This is a genomic window from Algoriphagus pacificus (assembly GCF_017254845.1).
Lineage (GTDB): Bacteria > Bacteroidota > Bacteroidia > Cytophagales > Cyclobacteriaceae > Algoriphagus > Algoriphagus pacificus.
Genome location: NZ_JAFKCU010000001.1, coordinates 416,668 through 443,523, shown reverse-complemented (window position 1 = coordinate 443,523; position 26,856 = coordinate 416,668). Strand labels below are relative to the sequence as shown.

The 26,856-nt window shown below is 42.5% G+C and carries 1 protein-coding gene; it reads left to right on the top strand.

What is annotated here, in order from left to right; all coding sequences use genetic code 11:
• Window positions 1-118 precede the first annotated feature (118 nt).
• Entirely contained in the window at window positions 119-26,788 is a 26,670-nt protein-coding gene (locus J0A69_RS01800; protein ID WP_206584801.1) for a DUF7507 domain-containing protein, read from the top strand.
• Window positions 26,789-26,856 lie beyond the last annotated feature (68 nt).

The window sequence follows — 26,856 nt, the reverse complement described above, 5'->3', positions numbered from 1 at the left end:
CTAAATCATTTAAAAGGTAGTTCTTAGCAATTTCACATCGAGTTTAATTTGTATTTAGTATCCCTGAGTTGATTATATGATAAGATTTTTACAAAATTCTTCAATTTCATTTTTTGCCTTGTGTTTAGGATTATTATCCTTTCCGCTATTTGCCCAAACGGAGACCGAACCAAATAATAGCTGTTCAACTGCCAATTTAATTGCTGCTGATGGCACTTATTCTGGTTTATTGACTTCTAGTGACCAAGATGACTTTTGGTTTATTAATCTGGCAGGTATTCCATCCGGTTCTATATCAATAAGGGTTGAAAAACCTGATTTTGGAGGTTGGCAAGTTCAGAAATTAGGTCCAGCGGGTTGTGTCAGTCCAGTTGGATATCAACCAGGTGGATCGATTGACTTTTATGATTTTTATGAAACCCATGTTGTAACCTGGAATAGCTCGGAAAATTTGACAGGTTTGGCTATTTGGCTGAATGATCCGGTTGCAATTCAAGATGGGACTTATCAAATCTTTGTATCTGGAGTTCCTCAGCCATCTGCTCCCGGTGGTGTTACAGGATCCAATCTCTGGCTGAAAGCCGATGGAGGGGTAACTAATAGTGGTAGTAATCTTACAGGTTGGGTAGATCAAAGTGGAACTAATACCTTTACTGTATCTGGAGATCCTCAAACAGGCGCCACTAAAATAAACTTCAATAATGCAATTGATTTTGATGGTAATGGTGATTATCTGACCGGGAATAAAGCCATTACCTTTCAAACCCTTTATGCAGTTTCAAAACTTGGAACAAGTGGGCAGCTGACCTTAATTAGTTCAACCTTGTCATCAGATGGTTCGACTACCAACAGAGGCTATATGGCCAAAGGAACCAATTTACGGACTGGTAATAATCAAGGAATCTATTTTAATTCTACTGGTGATTTAGGGACAAGTTTAGCAAGGCTTTCTGTCGTTGAACTCGTCGCAGGGCAATTGCCTGCTAACCACAAAACATACATTGATGGTACTTTTCATGCTACTGCTTTGTTAGCAGGGTCAAATGCCGCAATGAATCCATTTTCTGCTATTCCGTATATCGGGCGTTCAACCGATCCTAACGAACAGGATCTTTATAATGGGCAAATAGCTGAGATCATTATGTATCCTGCAGCCCATACGGTTAGGGAAAGATCCAAAATACAATCTTATCTAGCCATTAAATATGGCATTTCCTTGGATCCTTCAGCATCAGCTTATCTATCTTCGTCTGAGGCGCTAATTTGGACTGATTTGACCTATTGGAATGATGTATTTGGAATTGGAAAAGATGACGCTAGTGGCTTGAATCAAACGCAATCCAACAGCATCAACACCGGATCTGGTGATGGAACTGGGCAAAGCGGGAAGGGAAATATAGTGCTAAGTAACCCTTCCAGCTTAGACAACAATGACTTTTTGCTAATCGGCCACGACAACGGGTCTTTTACCGAACAAACCACAGATTTGCCGACTTCTCTGATTGGATTTAGACGGATAGGCCGCGAATGGAAAGTGAGCCATACTGGTAATGTAGGTACTGTCACGCTTAAATTTAGCACGCTTGACTTGACACTGTCAGGAACGACCGCTGCGGATTTCAAATTGCTGATAGATGCAGATGGCAATGGGGACTTTACCAATGGAACAGTGACTGAGGTTACTCCATCTTCTTTTACGGGAGATGAACTTACCTTCAATGCAGTAAACCTGCCCAATGGAGCTGTGTTTACCTTACTTACACCAAAAAAACCGCAAGCCGGCCCAGGAGTACTTGGAGCCAACCTTTGGCTAAAAGCCAATGAAGGCGTAACCAATAGTGGAACTAATTTGACAGGATGGCAAGATCAAGCAGGTATTAATACTTTTACCAAAATTGGTACCGTAGTTTATAAGCAAAATGAGGTAAACTTTAACCCTACTGTGGGTATGGCCAATACAACCATTGCAGAACCCCCAGTCAATAGATTAGAGGGTAACACTTCTATCTCTGCAGTAGAGGCTTTTGCTGTTTACAAGACTAATTCTAATCGCAATGCAACGGTAGTCGGGTCAATAGAGGCACCTAATGGTCAATTTTCTCGAGTATTTTTTGGAGGAATTAGTTTTCCCAATTCAGTTGTAAGTGATGGCACTCCTAATGTTTTTCAAGGGTATAACAACCCAAATCTTCAGTCAAAGTTTACCATCAACAACTATGATCTAGCCCTTACCACAGCTCCATATACCACAGCAAGGTTGGATGGTGCTATACAAAGCATTAGTCAAACTGGTACAGCCACTGATTACACACAATTAACCATGACACCAATGATAGGTGGCGCAAGAAATCAATGGCGAGGATTGAATGGTGATATTGCAGAAATTATTCTCTTTCCCAACTCACTTTCTGCCAGCGACAGGCTAAAAGTAGAGTCATACTTGGCCATTAAATATGGTATTTCCTTAGACCCATCAGTAAGCAATTATACCTCTTCTGCAGGTACGGTTGTTTGGAACAATACTGCCTACTGGCATGATGTTTTTGGAATAGGAAGAGACGATGCTAGTGGCTTAAATCAATCCCAGTCCAATAGTATTAATACGGGTTCTGGAGATGGAACAGGTCAATCTGGAAAAGGAAACATAGTTCTCAGCAATCCATCTCCATTGGATGATGGCGACTTTTTGATGATAGGTCATGACAATGGAGCCTTAAACGAACAAACGACTGACTTGCCAACTAATTATAGAGCAGGTGCCCGATTAGCAAGGGAATGGAAAGTAAAAAATACAGGGAATGTTGGTACAGTTGATCTTACGATTGATTTGACTGGGTTAAGCTTCAGTACAAGGTCTCTTGATAACTTTCAATTATTATTAGACGCCGATGGAGATTTTTCTTCAGGAGCCACTGTTGTGATCCCAACTAGCTTCATTTCCAATATATTGACCTTCCCAGGGATCTCCTTGGCTGATGGAACCGTATTTACCTTGGTTACAAAAACACCTGGACCAGGTGTTGGAGGTGCCAGCCTCTGGTTAAAAACAGATGCTGGAATTACAACTTCAGGAAGCAACGTAACGGGTTGGACGGATCAAATTGGTATTAACACCTTTAGTGTGAATGGAGCCCCAACAGTCCTTAATAATTCCATTAATTTCAATTCGTCTATTAATTTCACCAATACTACAAGTAACGGATTGCCCGATAATGGATTAATAGGCACTACCGAAATTAATGGTGTAGAAGTCTTTGGTGTTTTTAAATATAAGGACCTATTAAATCAAGGAACCATCCTAGGCAACACTTCGGGTGATGGTGGATTTTTTGCTGGTTTAATTAATACGATGAAGGTCCGGGATACCAATGGAAATGATCAAACATTTCAAAATCCAAACCTATCCTCTGTTTTTTCAATAAATACAATAGATTTATCACCAACCCTTGCCGCTGCAAAAGTTAATGGAGCAGTCGCAAGTGTTACTCAAGATAATGGAAGTGACTTTGCCTCAATTAATCTAACCCCTGCTATTGGCGGTGGAGCAAATGTAGGCAAGCTAAGTGGAGATTTGGTGGAATTAGTAGTTTACCCAAACTCTCTTTCAGATGTAGAAAAGAAAAAGGTCCAATCGTATTTGGCTGTAAAATATGGTATTACTCTGGAACCGTCTGTTTTAAATTATGAAGCTTCCAGCGGAACAGTGATTTGGAACAACACAGCTTATTGGAACGATGTTTTTGGAATAGGAAGAGAGGATGCTAGTGGCTTAAATCAATCCCAGTCCAATAGTATTAATACGGGTTCTGGAGATGGAACAGGTCAATCTGGAAAAGGAAACATAGTTCTCAGCAATCCATCTCCATTGGATGATGGCGACTTTTTGATGATAGGTCATGACAATGGAGCCTTAAACGAACAAACGACTGACTTGCCAACTAATTATAGAGCAGGTGCCCGATTAGCAAGGGAATGGAAAGTAAAAAATACAGGGAATGTTGGTACAGTTGATCTTACGATTGATTTGACTGGGTTAAGCTTCAGTACAAGGTCTCTTGATAACTTTCAATTATTATTAGACGCCGATGGAGATTTTTCTTCAGGAGCCACTGTTGTGATCCCAACTAGCTTCATTTCCAATATATTGACCTTCCCAGGGATCTCCTTGGCTGATGGAACCGTATTTACCTTGGTTACAAAAACACCTGGACCAGGTGTTGGAGGTGCCAGCCTCTGGTTAAAAACAGATGCTGGAATTACAACTTCAGGAAGCAACGTAACGGGTTGGACGGATCAAATTGGTATTAACACCTTTAGTGTGAATGGAGCCCCAACAGTCCTTAATAATTCCATTAATTTCAATTCGTCTATTAATTTCACCAATACTACAAGTAACGGATTGCCCGATAATGGATTAATAGGCACTACCGAAATTAATGGTGTAGAAGTCTTTGGTGTTTTTAAATATAAGGACCTATTAAATCAAGGAACCATCCTAGGCAACACTTCGGGTGATGGTGGATTTTTTGCTGGTTTAATTAATACGATGAAGGTCCGGGATACCAATGGAAATGATCAAACATTTCAAAATCCAAACCTATCCTCTGTTTTTTCAATAAATACAATAGATTTATCACCAACCCTTGCCGCTGCAAAAGTTAATGGAGCAGTCGCAAGTGTTACTCAAGATAATGGAAGTGACTTTGCCTCAATTAATCTAACCCCTGCTATTGGCGGTGGAGCAAATGTAGGCAAGCTAAGTGGAGATTTGGTGGAATTAGTAGTTTACCCAAACTCTCTTTCAGATGTAGAAAAGAAAAAGGTCCAATCGTATTTGGCTGTAAAATATGGTATTACTCTGGAACCGTCTGTTTTAAATTATGAAGCTTCCAGCGGAACAGTGATTTGGAACAACACAGCTTATTGGAACGATGTTTTTGGAATAGGAAGAGAGGATGCTAGTGGCTTAAATCAATCCCAGTCCAATAGTATTAATACGGGTTCTGGAGATGGAACAGGTCAATCTGGAAAAGGAAACATAGTTCTCAGCAATCCGTCTTCCTTGGATGATGGCGACTTTTTGATGATAGGGCATGACAATGGAGCCTTAACCGAGCAATCTTCCGATCTCCCTGTCACTCTTTCAAGAGCTCAACGCTTGACAAGGGAATGGAGAGTAAGTCATACCAATGATTTAGGTACAATAGATTTAACTTTCAATGCCCTTGGTTTGACTTTTTCTGGCACTCGAGCTTCGGATTTTATACTTTTGATCGATACGGATGGAGATGGAGATTTTTCAACAGGTACGGTAACTGAGCTGGCAGCAGATGCTTATGCATCAGATATAATATCTTTCTCAAATGTTACACTTCCAAATAATGCGGTTTTTACACTGGTTACTTATTTGAACAGTCCCCCGCTTCAAACCTCAAATCTTTGGCTAAGAGCTGATCAAGGAACTTCGCAAAATTCAGGGAATTTAAGTGGATGGGTGGATCAAACAGGTACGAATACCTTTACCATTACTGGCACACCAACCTTTACTTCTGATGCGGTTAACTTTAATCCGGTAGTTGGCTTCAATAACACTACTAGTCAAACTGTATTGCCTACTCATCGGCTGACCGGGAATACAGAAATTTCTTACGTAGATGCCTTTGCTGTTTTCAAGCATAATAGTTTGGGCAATGCAGGTACAATTCTTGGTGGAGCTACTGCAGGTATTAATTATGGGAAGGCAATTTTTGGCTCGTCACGTGATTTTCGGGTTTATGTGGGCGATGGTAGAGATGGTACCTACCAAAGTTTTGAAAATACTGATTTTGTAAATGCTTATACTATCAACAATCTAGATATATCCTTATCCACCTCACCCTTTGCTACTGGCCGTTTAAATGGTACTGCCCAACCTGTAACAACAGCATCTGGAGGTGATTTTTCCAATATTTTATTGACCCCAATGATTGGGGGGACAAATAATAATGGTAATGGTTTTGGATGGATTCCGTTTAATGGGAATCTGGCAGAAGTAATTACATTTCCTGCGGGACTTTCTTCGGTTGATAAACTTAAAATTGAATCATACCTCGCAATTAAATATGGTATTCATCTACCAGGGTCTTATCTAGACGGCTTTGGAAATCTTATTTGGGATGCAACAGCGAATGCCTCCTATCATAATGATGTCTTCGGGATTGGCTCAGATGGGGACTCTGGATTAAACCAAACACAATCCAATAGCATGAATACCGGTAGCGGTGATGGTACCGGGCAGATTGGAAAGGGGAATATTGTTTTGAGCAACCCTTCTTCATTGGATCCCGGTGACTTCTTGCTGATCGGTCATGACAACGGTGCAATAGCAGAGCAAACCAGTGAATTGCCTTCCGGATTGACAAATGCAAAACGGATCGGACGCGAATGGAAGGTAAGTCACACCAATGATGTAGGTACAGTAAATCTGAGCCTAGATCTGGTGGGTATTTCGCTGGGAGGCAATCAGCCAAATAACTACAGATTATTGGTAGACACAGATGGAGATGGGGATTTTACCACGGGTACGGTCACGGAAGTCACTCCCGATTCCTTTAACGGAGTGCTACTTTTTTCAAATGTGGCACTGCCGGACAATTCAGTGTTTACACTGGTCAGTTCATTGAATGCCACCCTTTTTCAATCGCCAAATCTCTGGTTAAAAAGTGATCAAGGTGTAAGCACAAATTCCGGAAAATTAACTAACTGGGTCGATCAGAGTTTCTCCAATAATTTTTCAGTGGCAGGCACTCCTGCTGTCAATGACAGCTCATTGAATTTTTACCCAACCGTCAATTTTTTCCAACGGCAGAGTAATGGACTTCCTGACGATGGTCTATTGGGAAATACCCAAATCAGCGGGGTGGAAGCCTATGGAGTGTTTAAGTATCAAAACTCCACCTTTGAAGGAACGGTTATTGGAAATACAGTGGGACCAGGTGGATTTTTTGTGGGTTTATCAAATAGCCTGAAAAATCAAGATAGCAACGGCAATCAACAAGCCTTCACTAATCCTAACTCGGGTACAACATTTTCTATTAGTTCCATTGACTTAAATCCTGCTTTGGCAGATGCAAGGGTAAATGGACAATCTGTCACAGTGAATCAAGACTCCGGAGTCGATTTTTCATCCATTGACCTAACCCCTGTCATTGGTGGAGGGGCGACTACAGGGCGACTTAATGGAGATTTGGCCGAATTGCTCATATTTCCAACTGCTCTACCAGAATCTGATAAAGCCATAATTCAGTCCTATTTGGCCATTAAATATGGTGTCTCTCTTGATCCTTCTGTCAATGCCTATGTGGATTCAGACGGAAATCAAATCTGGACCGATACCAATTATTGGAATGATGTGTTTGGGATCGGACGAGATGATGTAAGTGGCTTAAACCAAGTCTCATCCAACAGTGTCAGCAGTGGAAGCGGCAATGGAATAGGTCAAAGCGGCAAGGGAAATATTGTAATCAGCAACCCAAGTTCTTTGGATGATGGCGACTTTTTAATCATTGGACATGACAACGGGGGCTTAGTCGAGCAAACCTCGGATCTTCCAGCCGGTTTGAATACGTTCAGACTAGGGAGGGAGTGGAAAGTTCAGCGCACAATGGACCCTGGAACTGTGGATCTAGAGTTTGATTTGAATGGACTGACAACAAGCGGAGTCACTACAAATCTCAATAATTACAGACTGTTGATTGATCAGGATGGAGATGGAGACTTCACCACAGGTACAGTTCAGCAAATTATCCCAAATTCCATTGCCAGTTCCAAGTTGAAATTCAATGGAGTGAATCTTCCTGATGGAGTGATTTTTACCTTTGTTACCGGCGACCCAAATCCTTCTTGGACTGTTACCAAATCCACGACTACCCCAGTTTACAATCAAGTAGGTGACTTGCTTAGCTATGAAATTGAAGTGAAGAATACTGGAAATGTGGCCATTTCCGGGGTGACCCTTACGGATCCAAACACGACTATTTCACAAACCATACTAGGTGACTTTCCTCAAGTTGGAGTCTTGGATGTAGGTGAAGCATGGACCTTTCTTGCCACTCATAGAGTCACCCAAGCAGATATCGACGCAGGTAGCTACAGCAACACCGCTACCGCTACCGGAACTCCTGCAAGCAGAACTTTGGCGCCGGGAATATCCAATACAGTGACGGCAAATGCCGATCAAACTCCGTCTTGGACATTAACCAAACAAGCATCTTCTTCAACCTTTGATGCTCCAGGGCTTGGTTTGAGCTTTGAGTTTGTGGCTACCAATACTGGGAATGTTAATATTTCAGGTGTTTCAATCAGTGATCCTTTGATACCCAACTTGTCACAAACGCCAATTCAAGGGACTGATATTGGAAATGATGGGATTTTAAGTCCCGGTGAGGCATGGAGATATGTAGGTGCCTATACTACCACTCAGGCGGATATAGACCGTGGTTTTGTAGAAAATACCGCAACGATTTCAGGTACACCGGCTGGTGGAAATTTGCAGGATGCCGCCTCGAACACAGTAAGGGTCACTGCGAATAAAAATCCTTCTTGGACTGTTACCAAATCAACGACTACCCTAGAATATAATCAAGTGAGAGACTTGATTAGTTATGAAATTGAAGTGAAGAATACTGGAGATGTGTCCATCACCGGGGTGACCCTTACCGATCCAAACACGACTCTTTCACAAACCATACTAGGCGACTTTGCTCCATCTGGAATCTTGAATGTAGGAGAGACATGGACCTTCTTCGCCACTCATAGAGTCACCCAAGCAGATATCGACGCAGGTAGCTACAGCAACACCGCTACAGCTACCGGAATTCCTAATAACGGAACTTTGGCTCCGGGAATATCCAATACAGTTACGGTAAGGGGCCCAGATCCAAATCCTTCTTGGACATTAACCAAACGAAGTTCTTCAACATCCTTTAGTACAACTGGTTTTGGATTGCCTTATGAGTTTATAGCAACCAATACTGGAAATGTTAGTATCTCAGGAATTTCTATCAATGACCCACTGATTCCAAACTTATTACAAACCCCAATCCAAGGAACTGATATTGGGAACGATGGGATTTTGAGTCCAGGAGAGGCCTGGAGATATGTAGGTTTACATACAACAACACAAGCGGATTTAGACAGGGGTTTTGTAGAAAATACTGCAACGATTTCAGGTACACCGGCTGGTGGAACGCTTGCTCCTGCGATTTCCAATACAGTGACGGTTGACGCTGTCCAAAACCCGGCTTGGACATTAACAAAATCCTCACCTACCTTAGATTACAGTAGTGTTGGAGATATAATTACCTATGAACTTCAGTTAGAAAATACTGGAAATGTCTCGATTTCATCAGTGACTTTGACAGATCCAAATACCAATATTGCTACCACAAAGTCAGGGGATTTAGCGCCTTTGAATACATTGGATGTAGGTGAAACTTGGACTTATACTGCATTCCATATTGTTTCGCAAGCGGATATTGATGCGGGAAGCTACAGTAATACAGCTACTGCTACAGGTTCCCCAGCAGGGGGAATGCTCACTCCTGCGATTTCCAATACGGTGACGGTAGATGCCGTTCTTAATCCAGATATTAATATCATTAAAACCGCCAATAAAACTGGTTACAGTCAGGCAGGTGAAACAATAGAATACTTCTTGAATATCAATAATTCAGGAAATGTGACACTAACCAATTTCACAGTAGAGGATATCACCACAAGTGATTCATTTAATGTGCCTAATATCTCGCCTGGCCAAACCCGAACTTATACTGTCACTTACACAGTGACTCAAGCGGATATTGATGCAGGTTCCATTACCAATGTTGCCAGTGTTTCGGGAACCGATCCAAATGGTACACCTTTAGCTCGGGGAGATGACCTGACCATCAATGCTGCTCAGACTCCTCGAATTACGATCGATAAATCGACTACCACGACTCAATTTGCGAATGCAGGTGAGGTGATTCCATACACGATTGTTATTGAGAATACTGGAAATATTACGATAAACAATCCAGTTGTCACCGATCCAAATGCTGATACAGGACCTACCTATATTTCGGGGGATCTTGCAAATACAGGAGTCTTGGATGTAGGGGAAATCTGGATTTACCAGGCTAGTCATACGGTAACTCAAGCGGATGTAGATGCAGGTACCTTTACCAACTCTGCCACCGCCAGCGGTACTCCAGTGGCTGGTACTTTAACTCCTGCTATTTCTGAAGTCACCACCCCTGGGGATCAAAACCCAGATTGGGATGTAGAAAAAATCAATACCAATTCACCAAGTGGATTTGCGAACCCTGGAGAGATACTCACCTATGATATCATTGTCACCAATACGGGGAATATTTCTATCTCCACCGTAAATGTTTATGATCCTAAAGCAAGCACAGGTCCTACCTATTCTTCAGGGGATGTTGCCAATACAGGTGTCCTGGATGTTGGGGAATCATGGACTTATCTAGCAACTTATACAGTTACCCAAGCGGATATTGATGCCGGTAGCTTTACTAATGCGGCCACGATAGATGGTAGTTCGGTAGTTGGGACTTTACCGGAAAAGACAGACAGCGAAACAGTAACTGCGACAAGCAGTCCAAGTTGGACCCTAGACAAGTCTGCTTCTCAGCCAACCTACGATCAGGCAAACCAAACCATTACCTATACTTTTGTTTTGGACAATACAGGTAATGTAAGTATCTCGAATGTGATATTGACTGATCCAAAAGTCACAACAGCACCTACTCTGCAGAGTGGGGATACTAATAGCAATAACAAACTGGAGCCATCCGAAACCTGGATTTATACAGCTACCTATCAGATTACCCAAGCTGATATTGATGCTGGTACTTTTACCAATACTGCAACTGCAGCAGGTACACCTGCTCAAGGAACATTGAGTTCAATAACTGCAAGTGAGACGATTACGGCCGATAGGAATCCAAACATTTCTGTCAATAAAACAGTAACTCCATCCACTTACGACACCCCTGGTCAGGTTATCACTTACACTTTGGAAGTGACTAACTCTGGTAATGTGACACTTTCAGGAGTTCAGGTATCTGATCCTGAAATCAATTTGTCGCAGACCATTCCAACACTTGCTCCTGGTCAAAGCAAATCTTTGACTGGTACATATACGGTTACTCAAGCAGACATAGATAGTGGTTCGATCAGCAATACGTTGACTGCCACTGGAACAGATCCGGATAACAATTCTGTGACTGACAATACTCAGGTAGATGCCAATGCTGTCCAAAATCCTGATTTGGAAATTCGAAAAACCACCAATGCCTCAGGCTACACCAATGCCGGAGAAGTCATTGACTTTACCATTGTAATTGCAAATACAGGCAATGTTACACTTAGTAGCCTAAATGTCACGGATGTACAAACTGGATTGGATGTTACTAGACCTTCTTTGGCACCGGGTCAGGCCTATACGGTACATACCAATTATACAGTCACCCAACTTGATGTTGATAACAGTACTATTACCAACACTGCTGACATTTCAGCATTGACTCCGGGTGGAGCTACAATCACAGGTACTGATGATATTACTATTCAAGGTGCATTTACTCCTTCGATTGATATTAGTAAAACAGTTCTGAATACTGGCTTTGATCAGGCAGGAGATATTTTGGATTATGTCATTGTCATAGAAAATACGGGTAATGTTGATTTAAGTGCAGTTGAATTAACTGATCAATTGACTGGTGATGATATTTTGGTAGGAGATATGGCCCCTGGCCAGACTTTGACCTATACTTTGCAATACACCGTCACCCAAGCGGATGTAAATGCCGGGACAATTACCAATTCTGCTACTGTGGAAGGAACCGATCCTAAGGCAGGTACTGTAAGCGATACTGCAGATGATGTATTGGGTGGCTCACAAAATCCAAGGCTGACTTTAGAGAAAACTAATGTCAATTTTGTAAATACTGACCCTGCTGTTGGGGATGTGGTAGAATACCAATTTATCGTGACCAATTCTGGAAATGTGACCATTACAGACATTGAGATCACAGATAATATAGCTACTCCATCGACCATTGTGGTGGGAGATTTAGATCCAGGACAGTCTTCTACGGTGACTGCTACCTATACCGTGACTCAAGCAGATATTGATCGGGGACAAATTGTCAACACTGCAACGGTAACTGGATTAGATCCAGGTCGCACAGATATTACTGATCAAGACACACATTGGATTGATAGTAACCCTACGGCAAGAATTGACATTGAGAAAATAGCCAATGCTGCAGGTTATTCTTTTGCAGGAGAGGTAATCTCTTATTCAATCGTGGTTGTCAATAATGGAAATACCACCTTGGATAATGTCAATGTGGTAGATGCCAAATTGAATTTCCAAGATGCCATTGGTACACTTTCACCAGGCGAGAAACGAACCTATACTCCAACTTACATTGTCACTCAGCAAGATATAGACTTAGGAGAAATTCTAAACTTAGCTTCTGTATCTGGGGAAGAAACAACCCTTGGAGTAACAGTAGCCGATGTTGATGCTGCAAATTTAGTAGGTAGTCAGACTCCAAAAATCAGCTTGAAAAAGCAGGCTTTGACCACTGGTTATGATACGGCAGGCGATATTATTGAATATGAATTTACTTTAAGAAATACCGGAAATGTTACCCTAAGTAATGTTCGCATTTCAGATCCGCTGATTAGCCCTACGTTATTGGTAATACCAGATTTAGCAGTTGGGGCCACCTATACCAGAGTAGCTTCCTATACTGTAAATCAGGATGATATTAACGCCGGATCTGTGACCAATACTGCGCAAGCGGAAGCCACAGGACCAAAAGGACAGCGGGTATTCTCCACTGATAAAGCACTGGTGGATGCCGCTCAGAATCCAAACATTGTATTTGTCAAGACTTCCACTCCTAAGGTGGTCGATGCAGTAGGCAATGTGATCACCTATACTTTGAGAGTTGCCAATACAGGTAATATCTCTTTGTTTAATGTGAGAGTTACAGATCCTTTGATTTCGATTGATGAAACAATCGCTCGATTGGATCCTAATCAAGTGGAGACGTATACTGGAACCTATACAGTGACCCAAGCAGATTTGGATGCTGGAAGTATCACAAATGCGGCTACACTTGTAGGCTCTGATGCTTTGGGTAATAACTACAACAGAAACTCATCTACAGTGACTGATGTAAATCAAAGCCCTCAAATCAATATCACCAAGACCGCTGATGTCAGCTCTTTTGATGCTGTTGGCGATGTAATCAATTACACCATTGTTGTAGAAAATACTGGTAATATTTCTATTCAAAACCTGCTGGTTACTGATCCAAAAACCAATGTTCCGACTTATGTGTCTGGAGATACTGGAGGGGATGATATCATGTCTCCAGGTGAGATTTGGATCTTTTCCACTAGCTACGCAGTCACACAAGACGATGTAGATAATGGAGGGTTCACTAACGATGCGAATGTCTCTGGAACGACTTCTACAGCAGGTCCGGTCACTGATCAAACTGACATTAGAGTAGCTGCTGATATTCAGGCTAATTGGTCAATCGATAAATCAGTAACAACAAGTCCGGCTTCTTATTCCGCTGTAGGTGATGTTTTAGATTATCGAATTGTTATTACCAATACTGGAAATGTAAGAGTTGGCAATATTACCGTAGCCGATCCAAAAGCAGATGCCAGTCCAGTTTATGTATCTGGGGATACTAATACTGATACCAAACTGGATTTGAATGAAACTTGGACCTATACTGCTGAGCATACCGTCACCCAAGCTGATTTGGATTTGGGTACTTTCACGAATACTGCGACAGCTTCTGGACAATTAACAAGTGGCAGCATTCCAAATGTGACAGATTCGGAAACAGTTACCGGACAACAAAATCCATCCTGGACTCTCAACAAAGTGAGTACGACTCAGCCTAATTCTTACAACAAAGTAGGCCAAGGTCTTACTTACAATATTATTGTGAGGAATACAGGTAATGTAAGTATCAAGTCAGTGAATGTTACAGATCCAGGAGCGACATCTGGGCCTACCTACAGATCTGGAGATACGAACAATAACAAGGTTTTGGAAGTAACCGAATCCTGGACTTATTCAGCAAATTATACTACTAAGCAGGCAGATATAGATGCCGGCCAATACGAAAATACCGCTACAGCCACGGGTAAAGCCACGGGTGGTACTTTGGGAATAGCGACAGATAATGAAATTATTCCAGCAGTTCAAAATGCAAGCATTGACATTACCAAGTCAGTAGCCCAAAATGGGTATTTCCAAGTAGGTGAAGTATTAAACTATACCTTGGTAGTAGAAAATGATGGCAATGTAACACTGACAAATGTCTTGGTGGAAGATCCGAATACAGGGCTTTCTGATACCATTGTAAAAATGAATCCTGGAGATAGTAAAACCTATCAGGAAACGTATACAGTGACTCAGACTGATATCGATCGGGGTCAGATAGAAAATATAGCCACAGCAACGGGTACTAAACCTGACTTGACTACTGTATCTGATACTGCCACTGAAATCATAAACGGAGCCCAAACGCCTGGATTGAATCTTTTCAAAGATGTTCAGCAAAGCGGCTATTCTCAACCGGGTGAAGTCATCAACTACAGCATTTATGTCCAAAATCCTGGAAACATCAATATTTTCAGTTTAAATGTAGTTGACAACAAAGTAGGCTTGGATACGACATTGGCTGTTCTTGCACCTTCCGAGATTGTTCGATTTGATGTCGATTATACGGTCACTCAGGTAGACATAGATTTGGGAAGTATTACAAACGTTGCTTCTGCTTTGGGAAGGGATTTCAATGGAAATATCCTGACGGCGACGGATTCCAAAACATTGATTGGAACACCAGATCCAAAAATGAAGGTTTCCAAAACCACTCCGACTCAAAACTATGATGCAGTAGGTGATATTATAGAGTATCATATTTCGATCACAAATACAGGAAATCTAACTCTCTTTAATGTTCAGGTTCAAGATCCGAATGTGACCTTTACCAGCACGCTACCGATCTCCTCAATTGCACCAGGCCAGACCGTTATTGTAGATGCGGAGCATGTTGTGGTTCAGACTGATCTTGATGCCGGTAAATATCTAAATACAGCAACTGTCTCAGCAAGTGAGCCGGATGCAACTGTGATTACGGCGCAAACCAATCAGATAAGAGTTCCGGCAGTTCAAAGCCCTAATATCAATGTTAAAAAGGATAGCCCAACTCCTAACTATGATCAAGTTGGAGATGTAATAGATTACACCTTTGTAGTTGAGAATACGGGTAATGTTACTTTACGTGAGATTGAATTGACAGATCCAAAGGCACAGCTTACTTCTTCGAATCAATTTACCACACTTGCACCTGGTCAATCGGTTACTGTTACAGGAGTTCACACTGTCACACAAGCTGATCTGAATGCAGGGCAATATGTAAATACAGCGTCTGTAAAGGCAAAGGATACTAATTCTAAAGAGTTTAAGAGAAATTCGAATCAGGTAATTGTACCAGCAATTCAGAATCCAAGTTTGGATATCGTGAAGTCTGCTGCACAAAGTACTTATTCGACTTTGAATGAAGTCATCAATTATGAATTTGTAATCTCAAACACAGGTAATGTCAGACTTACAAATACGAAAGTAATTGACAATACTACTGTTGTTGCTGGTAATTCATTTGTCCTTAATCCAACCGAGGTAAGGACTGTAACTGCCACACATACTGTCACACAGGCGGATCTCGATGCTGGCCAAATAGTTAACATTGCAACTGCTCAGGCAATTGATCCGAAAGGAGCTCAGGCATCTGCTGTTTCCAATACTGTTACCCTGACTGCAGTGCAAACTTCAGGTCTTCAAGCTGTCAAATCTTCTTCTGTTCAGACCTATAGTCAAGTGGGAGAGACTATTCAATATTTGATCGCGGTGACAAATACTGGAAATGTCACACTCACAAATCTAGTGACGACAGATGCTAAAGCGACAGTCAACGGAGGTAGCCCAATTGCAAGCTTAAATCCTGGACAGACTTTAAATGTTTCTGCTTCTTATCAAGTAACTCAAGCTGATATCGATGCGGGAAGTATTGTTAACGTCGCCTCTGTCAATGGGGTAGATGTGAATTCCGATCCAGTCAGTACAATCACAAATTCAGTGACTGTAACAGCTGTTCAGGATGCCGAAATAAAGGTTTCCAAAACAGTAAATCCACTGTCTTATGATTTCCTAGGAGAGGTTCTCAACTACACTTTGGTTGTCGAAAACACTGGAAATGTAACCATGGATCAGGTGAATTTAGTGGATGTTCTCACTTCAGTAGATGATACGATTGGTACCTTAACACCTGGACAGACTTACACTACTACGGCATCCTACACCATTACTCAAAATGACCTGGATACCGGTTCGGTTCCAAACACTGCTACCGTAACTGGGGTGGATCCAAATACAGTGACAGTCACAGCTACGGATAAGGAAGAATCTATAGGAGTTCAGGATCCTCAAATTGACATTCAGAAATCTGCTGATGTAAGTTTGGTAAGAAATGAAGGAGATTTGATTACCTACACTTTTGTGGTAGAAAATACCGGTAACCAGACCCTCAGAAATGTAGAGATCGATGATCCGAGAATTCCTTTCAATCAAGTTGTAGGAACACTAGTACCTGGTCAAACCGAAACATATTCTTCAGTATATACAGTTACTCAAGCTGATATTGATAGCGGTTCCATTGATAATAATGTAACTGTTACTGGAGATGCTCCTACTGGACAACAGATCACCGATACTGATCAAGTGACAGTAGATGTGGATCAAGCTGCAAGAATTGAACTGACAAAAACAGGAGATAAATCGTTCTTTACTGCTGTTGGAACTCCAATTAATTACAGTATCGTAGTTGAAAATACGGGTAATGTTACCTTGACTAACGTCAACACAACAGATTCTAAACTCGGAATATCTGAAACAGGTACATTGGCACCTGGTGCCTCATTTACCTACACTGGAGTTTATACCACGACTCAGGCTGACCTAAACAATGGTAGCTATGTGAATACAGCTTCGGTAAAAGCTACCCAACCAGCTGGACCTACCTTATCAGCTTCGGATTCTTGGACTGCTACAGCTGTTCAGTTTAGTATCCTGGATGTCAAAAAGACTGTGAATCCTCTAGTCTTTACCAATGCTGGGGAGATTTTAAATTATGCAATTACCGTAGTCAATAATGGCAATGTGACCTTAAGTCTAGTGAAGACTGAAGATCCAAAAACAGGTCTGGTTGCATCTGAACCTACTTTGGCACCTGGAGCTACCTTGACCTATTCTACGACCTATACGGTAACTCAGCAGGATGTTGACAATGGATTGTTTAGAAATACGGTTCAATCCGTAGCCAATAAGCCTGATGGAAATAAGGTGACTGGACAGGATGATGCTATTGCAATTTCGAATGGAAAAGGTGGAATAGAACTGACGAAAACGGCTCTTTCCAATACTTATTCTCAGGTGAATGAAACGATTGATTATGAATTCTCCATTACCAATATCGGTACGCTCACTTTGGATAATGTCCAATTGGATGACAGCAAAATAGGCTACAGCCAGACAATTGCTTCCATGGCTCCAGGACAGACGGAAGTATTTACTGCCACCTATAGCGTTACTCAAGCGGATATTGATGCAGGTTCTATTTTCAACTCAGCGACTGTTACATCAACTGATTCTAACAGCAAGCAACAATCTGATACGGATAATGCGCTCGTGGATGCTTCGCAAAACCCACAAATCAGCCTTGTCAAATCAGTAAATCAATCGGTGATTTCGACTCCTGGGGTTGATTTGACCTACACATTTGTAGTTACCAATACTGGAAATGTGACATTGACGGATACGGAATTGGCAGATACCATGCTTCCTGGATTTAGTCCGGCTCCATTTGATCTGGATCCAGCCCAATCAGTAACTATCACTGCCGTATATCAAACCACGCAAGCAGATATTGACAGAGGATTCATTCTGAATTTTGCCAGAGCGAAAGCAAATGATCCAAATCTGAAAGCTGTATCTGATATAGATGATGCTTTGGTGCTTGTTCAGAGAAATGGAGCAATAGATATTCAGAAAACAGCCGATAAAGCTTCCATTTCAACAGCTGGAGAGGTAATCACTTATACGCTGGTGGTTTCAAATGTTGGCAACCTGACACTGAATGATGTTACTACTGATGATGCGAAAACCGGATTAAGTGAATATTTAGTATCACTTGCTCCTGGAGCATCAGTGACTTATTCGACTACCTACACAGCGACACAAGCGGATATTGATGCAGGTAGCATCCTAAATGTGGCCACTGCTGAGGGAATAACCCAATATGGATTTACTAGAACCGATACAGATGATGCGACTGTAAATGTTTCGCAAAGTGGAGGTATTTCGCTCACTAAGACAGCAAATCCACAGACTTATGCGGTGCCAGGTGAAGTCATCACGTATACGTTTGAAATTGAAAATACTGGAAATATCACTTTGGCTCCGGTTACATTGTCGGATGCTGCACTTTCATTTACTCAAAACTTCAATAGTCTTGCCCCAGGACAGACAGCAACTGCCACTGCTACTTATACAGTAACTCTTTTGGATCTGAATAGAGGCTTTATATTCAATGAAGCAACTGCTGTTGGAACTGGTCCGAAAGGAAAAGACTTTAGAGCCATCGATACAGAAAGAATCACGGCATCTAATGCTCCTGCAATCGGAATTACAAAAACAGCCAATGTAAACTCTTACCAAAATGTAGGAGATCTAATCGAGTATACCCTACAAGTTACCAACACAGGTAATACTTCTTTGGTAGGTGTTACTTTGGTAGATAAGCAGATTCCAATTGTACAGGTGAAAGCAGGTATGGTACCTGGTGAAGTTTGGACTTATACTGCTACGCATACAATTACCCAGGCAGATATTGATGCTGGTTCACTTACCAATATTGCCACAGTTACAGGCTTCTCCCCTCAAGGTACAGCTGTAAATGGACAGGCATCCGTGACAATCGATGCAAATCAACTCCCTGATATTTTATTGACGAAAACTGCCGATGTAAATCAGGTAAACGCTGCTGGCGATGTGATCAACTATACCTTGGTTGTGACTAATACCGGAAATGTCACCTTGGAAAATGTATTGTTAGTTGATCCTCTGACTGGTCTATCTTCCAATATCGGAACAATGATACCGGGGCAAGTTGTACGGGATACAGAAACTTATCAGGTAATTCAATCTGATATTGATGCTGGGGCAGTTATAAATGTGGCGACAGTTACTGGTGAAGATCCAACTAATCAGCCTATTCAAGAGACCGCTTCTGTAACAGTAACAGCGGCTAAAGATGCTGAAATAACGATCACAAAAACATCGGATATTTCTCTCTATAATTCTGAAAATCAAGTTGCGACCTTTACACTCACTGTCACGAATAATGGAAATGTCACCTTAACAGATGTGGAGGTCACTGATCCATTAACAAACTTGACAGTGGATGTAGGTGATATGGCTCCAGGAGCTATCAATAGTTATACTACTTCCTATACTTTCACTCAAGCTGATGTAGATCAGGGAAGTTTGGTAAATACAGCTACAGCCATAGGCTTGGATCCTAGCCTAATACCAGTTACCGACAGCGATCAGGTTACCCTATTCTCTATTAGGCAGCCAGATATTGAGTTGACTAAAACATCAGACAAATCAACTTATGCTGTAGCTGGAGAAGCCATAAACTTTACTCTTGTCGTGAGGAATACAGGAAATGTAACTTTGGATAAAGTAAACATTACTGATCCGCTGACTGGTTTAGGCCAAGGCTTAGGAAGCCTTGCACCGGGTGCTTCCCAGACGGTTACCACCGTTTATTCTGCTACTCAAAATGATGTAGATTTTGGCATTATCTATAATTCTGCAACAGTTAGCGGTATAGATCCTAAAAAGCAAAAAGTAAATGATTTTGCTTCTACCTCACTTACAGCAATTCAAACCCCAGGTATCAGTCTTACTAAAACAGCCAATCCGACTACCTATTCCCAGGCAGGGGATCAGATAAGCTATAGTCTGGTAGTGACAAACACAGGCAACGTGACTTTGGACAATGTGACGGTGAGCGATGCGGGAACTACAATCAGTAGCCCATCGGTAGGCACTTTGTTAACGGGTCAGTCGGCAACCGTTTCGGCCACTTACACTGTTACTCAGGCAGACGTGGATGGCGGCAGCTATGTGAATACGGCGACTGTTACTGGAGAAGATCCAAACACTGTGATCCAGACAGCTACGGCAACAGCTACGGTGACAGCAGTTCAGAGCCCTGCTATTGAACTGACGAAAACTCCTACGCCGGGGGATTACAGCCAATTAGATGAGGTGATCAGTTACGAGCTGGTGGTTACCAACTCAGGAAATGTAACCTTAAGTAGTGTTGTTGTAAGCGATCCGGGCACTACTTTGACCAATCCAAATGTAGGTACTTTGCTCCCTGGACAGAGTGCAACAGTTGCAGGAAGCTATACAATTACACAGGCAGATATTGACAACGGAAACTTTGTGAATACAGCCACAGCAACTGGCCTTGATCCTGCATCTACAACTCTGAGCACAACAGCAACAGCAACCGTGATTGCTGTTCAGACTCCTGCATTGGATCTGAAGAAAACGGCCAGTCCGCCTACCTTCAGTCAGGTTGGTGAGTTGATCAATTATACTTTAGAAGTAGAAAATACAGGTAATGTGACTTTGACCGATTTAGTGGTCAATGATCCACTTGCCAACTATACTTCTCCAAGCTTTACACTGGTTCCGGGTCAGACCGAATCGGTATCAGGAATCCTGACCATTACCCAGGCAGACCTGGATAGAGGCTATGTGGATAACATTGCCACAGCAGTAGGCACAGATCCTAACAGCATGGTCTTGACGGTGACTGCCCCTGAGCGAATAACTGCAGGTCAGAGTCCTTCGATCAGTCTGGAAAAGACAGCTGACAGGCAGACTTATAATCAGGTAGGTGATGTGATTACCTATACGCTTGAAGTGGAGAATACAGGTAATGTGACTCTGTACGATGTGGTCGTGACCGATCCTCTCAGCAGCTTTACCTCTCCGACTTTGCCAACACTGGCTCCTGGCCAGACGGCAAGCTATTCAGTTGCTTTGACGGTGACCCAGGCAGAAGTGGATGCGGGAAGTATCTTGAATACGGCTACGGCGACAGGTGTTTCCCCTGCAAATGTGACTGTGGATGCAACGGATGATGAGCTGGTTCTTGCCAACGTAGCACCTGCTCTGGATCTGATAAAAACTGCCAACCCGAAGATCTTCGTGAATGCTGGCGAAGTGGTTACCTATACCTTTGAGGTGACCAACGTGGGCAATGTTACTCTGGACAATGTTGTATTGAGCGACCCGCTAATTCCATACAGCCAGAGTCTGGGCACGATGGTACCTGGCGACAGCCAGACCTTCACTGCGACTTATACACTGACTCAGACGAATATTGACAATCAGTTCCTGATCAATACGGCAACAGTGACTGGAACTGCTCCTGATAATAGCACGGCAACCGCAACTGACAGAGCCTTGATCGCAGCACAGGACTTCGGTGCGATAGAAGTGGATAAGGTATCGCTGAATAAGGTATTCAGCACGTTAGGCGAGCTAATAGAATATGAGATCATCGTGACCAATATCGGTAACGTGACGGTAACCGGAGTTGTCTTGACTGATGATCTGACCGGATTGACGCAGTCAATTGGCACTATGGCGCCAGGTGCAAGTTCTGTTTATACCACATCTTATTCAGTGAAGCAGTCTGACCTGGATGCAGGCCTGATTACGAATGTGGCTTCTGCCAGCGGCGTAGAAGACACTCCTTTAGCAAGACCTGTAAGTGATAAGGACAATGCGGTGTCTGTCGCAAGCAGACAACCTGGTGTCAAACTGGATAAACAAAGCAGCACAACAAGCTATGCCCAACCGGGTGATGTGATCGACTACACATTGACGGTAAGAAACATTGGAAATGTTACGCTGGACAATGTCGAATTGTCTGATGTCTTAACTGGAATTGTCCAGCTTCCTCTAGACAAACTAGCTCCTGGAGCAGTGACTGTAATAGCAACCAGTTATACAGTGAGTCAGGCAGATATTGATGCAGGCGAAGTGGACAACACAGCAAGTGTGAGCGGTGAAGGTCCAGGAGGAAGAACAGTTTCATCAAAAGATAGAGAAACCGTTCCAGCAGTTCGCGCAGGTGGAATCCAGTTGATTAAGACTGCTACGCCGAAACTTTATGTCACAGCAGGCCAAGTGATTGATTATACCTTGGAAGTGACCAACACAGGTAATCTTACTTTGGACAATGTGACCATTACCGATCCGTTGACCAACTTGAACCAGAACATTGGAACATTGGTGCCGGGAGCAATGACGGTGATTCCGACCAGCTACACGATTCTACAGTCGGATCTGGACAATGGAACGGTGACCAACACGGCCACAGGCGAAGGTACGGATCCGTTCAATACGACCTTGAGCACAACAGACAGTGAAGTAGTCAGAGCAATCGGTGTTTCCAGACTGGAGCTTACTAAGACAGCCAACCCGACGACTTTCGATCAGGCTGGAGATGCAATCAACTATACCCTGACGGTTACCAACACAGGTAATCTGATTCTGAACGATGTGGTGATTACAGACCCATTGACCAACCTAACATACAACGTAGGCACGCTGGCACCACAGCAGAATGCTACGATAAATGAAACTTATTCAGTAAGCCAGGTAGATGTCGATGCAGGATCAGTGGTGAATATCGCGACTGCAACTGCCAAAGACAGCAAAGGTGCAGATAAGTTGACCACGGCTACGGCGACAGTCACCGCAATTCAAAACCCAGGTATCCGCCTATCTAAAACAGCTAATCCGACTACCTATTCACAGGCAGGGGATCAGATAAGCTATAGTCTGGTAGTGACAAACACAGGCAACGTGACTTTGGACAATGTGACGGTGAGCGATGCGGGAACTACAATCAGTAGCCCATCCGTAGGCACTTTGTTACCTGGTCAGTCGGCAACTGTTTCGGCCACTTACACGGTTACTCAGGCAGACGTGGATGGCGGCAGCTATGTGAATACGGCGACTGTTACTGGAGAAGATCCAAACACTGTGATCCAGACAGCTACGGCAACAGCTACGGTGACAGCAGTTCAGAGCCCTGCTATTGAACTGACGAAAGTAGCAGATGTTTCCGCTTTCGATCAATCAGGTGATGTGATTACTTATACCTTGACTGTAACTAATACAGGTAATTTAACCTTGGATAATATAATCCTAAGTGATCCTTTGACAGGATTGAATCAAGCAATCGGTTCGATGACTCCATCACAAGTGGTGACGGTAACAGAAACTTACACGATTGTACAAGGTGATATTGATGCTGGGCAGGTAGTAAATATTGCAACAGTGACTGCAACTGATGCAACCAACACCAACTTGAGCGATACTGCGACTGCTATTGTGACAGCAGTTCAGTCTTCTGGAATTGATCTGACGAAAACAGCAGACGTAACGACATATGTCCAGGTAGGTGATTTGATTACCTATACCTTGATAGTGACGAATACAGGCAACGAGACCTTGACTAATGTAACCTTGACTGATCCATTGACAGGATTGAATCAGGTAATTGGTTCAATGACACCAGCACAAGTGGTGACGGTAACAGAAGCTTACACGATTGCTCAAGGAGATATTGATGCTGGTCAAGTAGTGAACGTGGCAACGGTTACCGCGACAGATGCTACCAACTCCACCTTGAGCGACACTTCGACTGCGACTGTGACGGCGGTTCAGTCTCCTGGAATTGATCTGACGAAAGTAGCAAATGTAGCCACTTACGATCAAGTGAGTGATGTGATCACTTATACCTTGACAGTGACGAATACAGGCAACGAGACCTTGACTAATGTAATCTTGACCGATCCATTGACCGGACTGAACCAGGCTATCGGTACCTTGATTCCTTCCCAAGTGGTGACGGTAACTGAAACTTACACAATTGCCCAAGCTGATATCGATGCAGGTCAGGTAGTGAACGTGGCAACTGTGACCGCAACGGATGCAACCAACGCCAACTTGAGCGATACTGCGACTGCAACAGTAACAGCGAACCAGTCCTCTGGAATTGATCTGACGAAAACCGCTGATGTTACAACTTACGATGCGGTTGGTGATGTGATTTCATATACCTTGACCGTGACCAATACTGGCAATGAAACACTTGAAAATGTTACTTTGACCGATCCATTAACTGGATTGAATCAAGCTATCGGTTCAATGGTACCCGCCCAAGTAGTGACAGTTACAGAAACTTATACAATTGTACAAGGTGATATTGATGCTGGTCAAGTGGTAAACGTAGCAACAGTGACAGCAACGGATGCCACCAATACCAACTTAAGCGATACTGCGACTGCTACTGTGACAGCAGTTCAGTCTTCTGGAATTGATCTGAGCAAAACAGCAGATGTAACGACCTATGATCAAGTAGGTGATGTGATTACTTATACTTTGACTGTAACCAATACAGGCAACACGACCTTAAGCAATGTTCTTACAACAGATCCATTAGCTGGTTTAGTAGAAACTAATCCAGTTTTGGTTCCAGGAGAGACGGTGACATTTACTGCAACTTATACTGTTACACAGACCGATTTGGAAGCTGGAAGCATTACTAATATTGCTTCTGTCATAGCACAAGATCCATCTGGAAATGATGTCGAAGCAAATGATACAGTAATCATAACTACAGATGCTAAACCAGCTGTTGAGATTATCAAAACAGCAGACAAGGATCTTGTTATTGCAAGCGGTGAAGTAATCACATATACAATTACAGTTACAAATACTGGAAATGTAGAACTAGCTGATGTCCAGGTAACGGATCCACTGACAGGTTTTGATACAACGATTCCGAGCCTAGCTCCTCAAGAATCACTTGATTTTGTAACCACTTACACCGTGACTGAGGCAGATGTTGCAGCCAATAATACAATTGTAAATATTGCCTTCGTGACAGCTCCTAATCCTGTGGGCGGAGATCCTTTGACTGGTGAAGATGATGCTATAAGTCAGGTTTCTTGTAATGGAGAGACTTTAGTGACCGGTCTACTTTATAATATCATTGGTCAGGAAGGACTTCCAAATGTTCCTGTTATCCTTCTTCCAGGAGAAAACACGCCAGGAGATACCTTGATTAGCATCACCAATGCATCAGGCAGATATGAATTTAAAGGTGTTGCCACTGGTGACTTCACGATAAAAGTATTGGATGAAAATCTAGAAATCACAAAAGGTCTGAGGGCTATCGATGGGGATTTGGCCTCAATCACTGTTGAGCCATGCGTTTATAATCCTGTTGATTTTAGATATGCACGAGTAGGTTCTGGAACCGCTGTAGAAAATCCATCGCTGAGAGGATTTATATGGTATGATCTCAATGGAGATGGAATCGAAAATGAGTGGTTTGATGCCAATGATGATGGGGAGGTTACTAAAAACACCATCGTATCAGGACAGTCTATAAGTATTTCCAATTGGGAATGGATTGATCTCAATGGAGATGGTAGCTATGAAGGAGACGAAAACCAAGGAGAATTGAACAAAGCTGGTTTTGGAAATCCAGGAGGGGAGAATATTCTGGTCAAAGGACCTAATGGATATGAGGCAACAGAATCTGTTAGTCAATTTGGATACTGGAGACATATTTTGACACAAACTCTTCCTTATGGTGAGTACGAAGTGACCCTTGTACCTGATCCTGTATTTGATGCTCAAGCATTGACCTTTGGAGCTTCTGGATTGGTGAAAGTCCTACCTGATCCTTCAGGAAGAGTACTGGCCACTCAAGATATTAATGGATTGGTATGTGAGGTGACGACTCCTTTGGTTCAATCAGGATCTGTAAGTAGGGAAGACCCAACCAACTTCAATTTTGATTATGGTGTGAGGTGCTTCACTGTTCCGGATGATGTCGATCTATTAGTTGAAAAGACTTCTTTTGAAGTGGAAATCTTCGAAGGAGATGAATTCGAATACCAGATTACAATCAAAAATATCGGTGGTTTTGATGCGACGGATGTGATTCTTATCGATAACCTGCCACAGAATGTGACTTATTTGAGCAATGAAGTCATTTCTAACACAGGTGGAACGGAGTTTACATTTGCTGTTATTGGAAATCAGCTGACATGGACAATACCTGTATTTGCTGCAGATAGTGAGATAGTATTTAGTGTAAAAGTAAAAGCAGGTGATCCTGGTTTGATTACCAATCTGGCAGAGATCAGCGCAGCTGAAACAGACACTGATGAGTCAAACAATCAGGATGACGATGTGAATGAGATCTTACCATTCCACATTCCGAATGTGATCACTCCAAACAATGATGGAGACAATGACACCTTCGAGATCCAGGGATTAGGCAAGTTTGTGAGCAATGAGATTGTCATTTTCAATAGATATGGAGATCACGTCTTTGAAACTGAAAATTATCAAAATGATTGGGATGCTCCTGATCAGACTTCAGGTACTTATTTTTATGTTTTATCAGCAAAAGATAAGGATGGTAAAGACCATGAATTCAAAGGTTGGATCCAAGTAATCAAAAAATAGAACCCATGAAAAGAGAGGAAATTAAAGCTAATTTCCTCTCAATCTTTTATAGCATATAACCCTCCAGC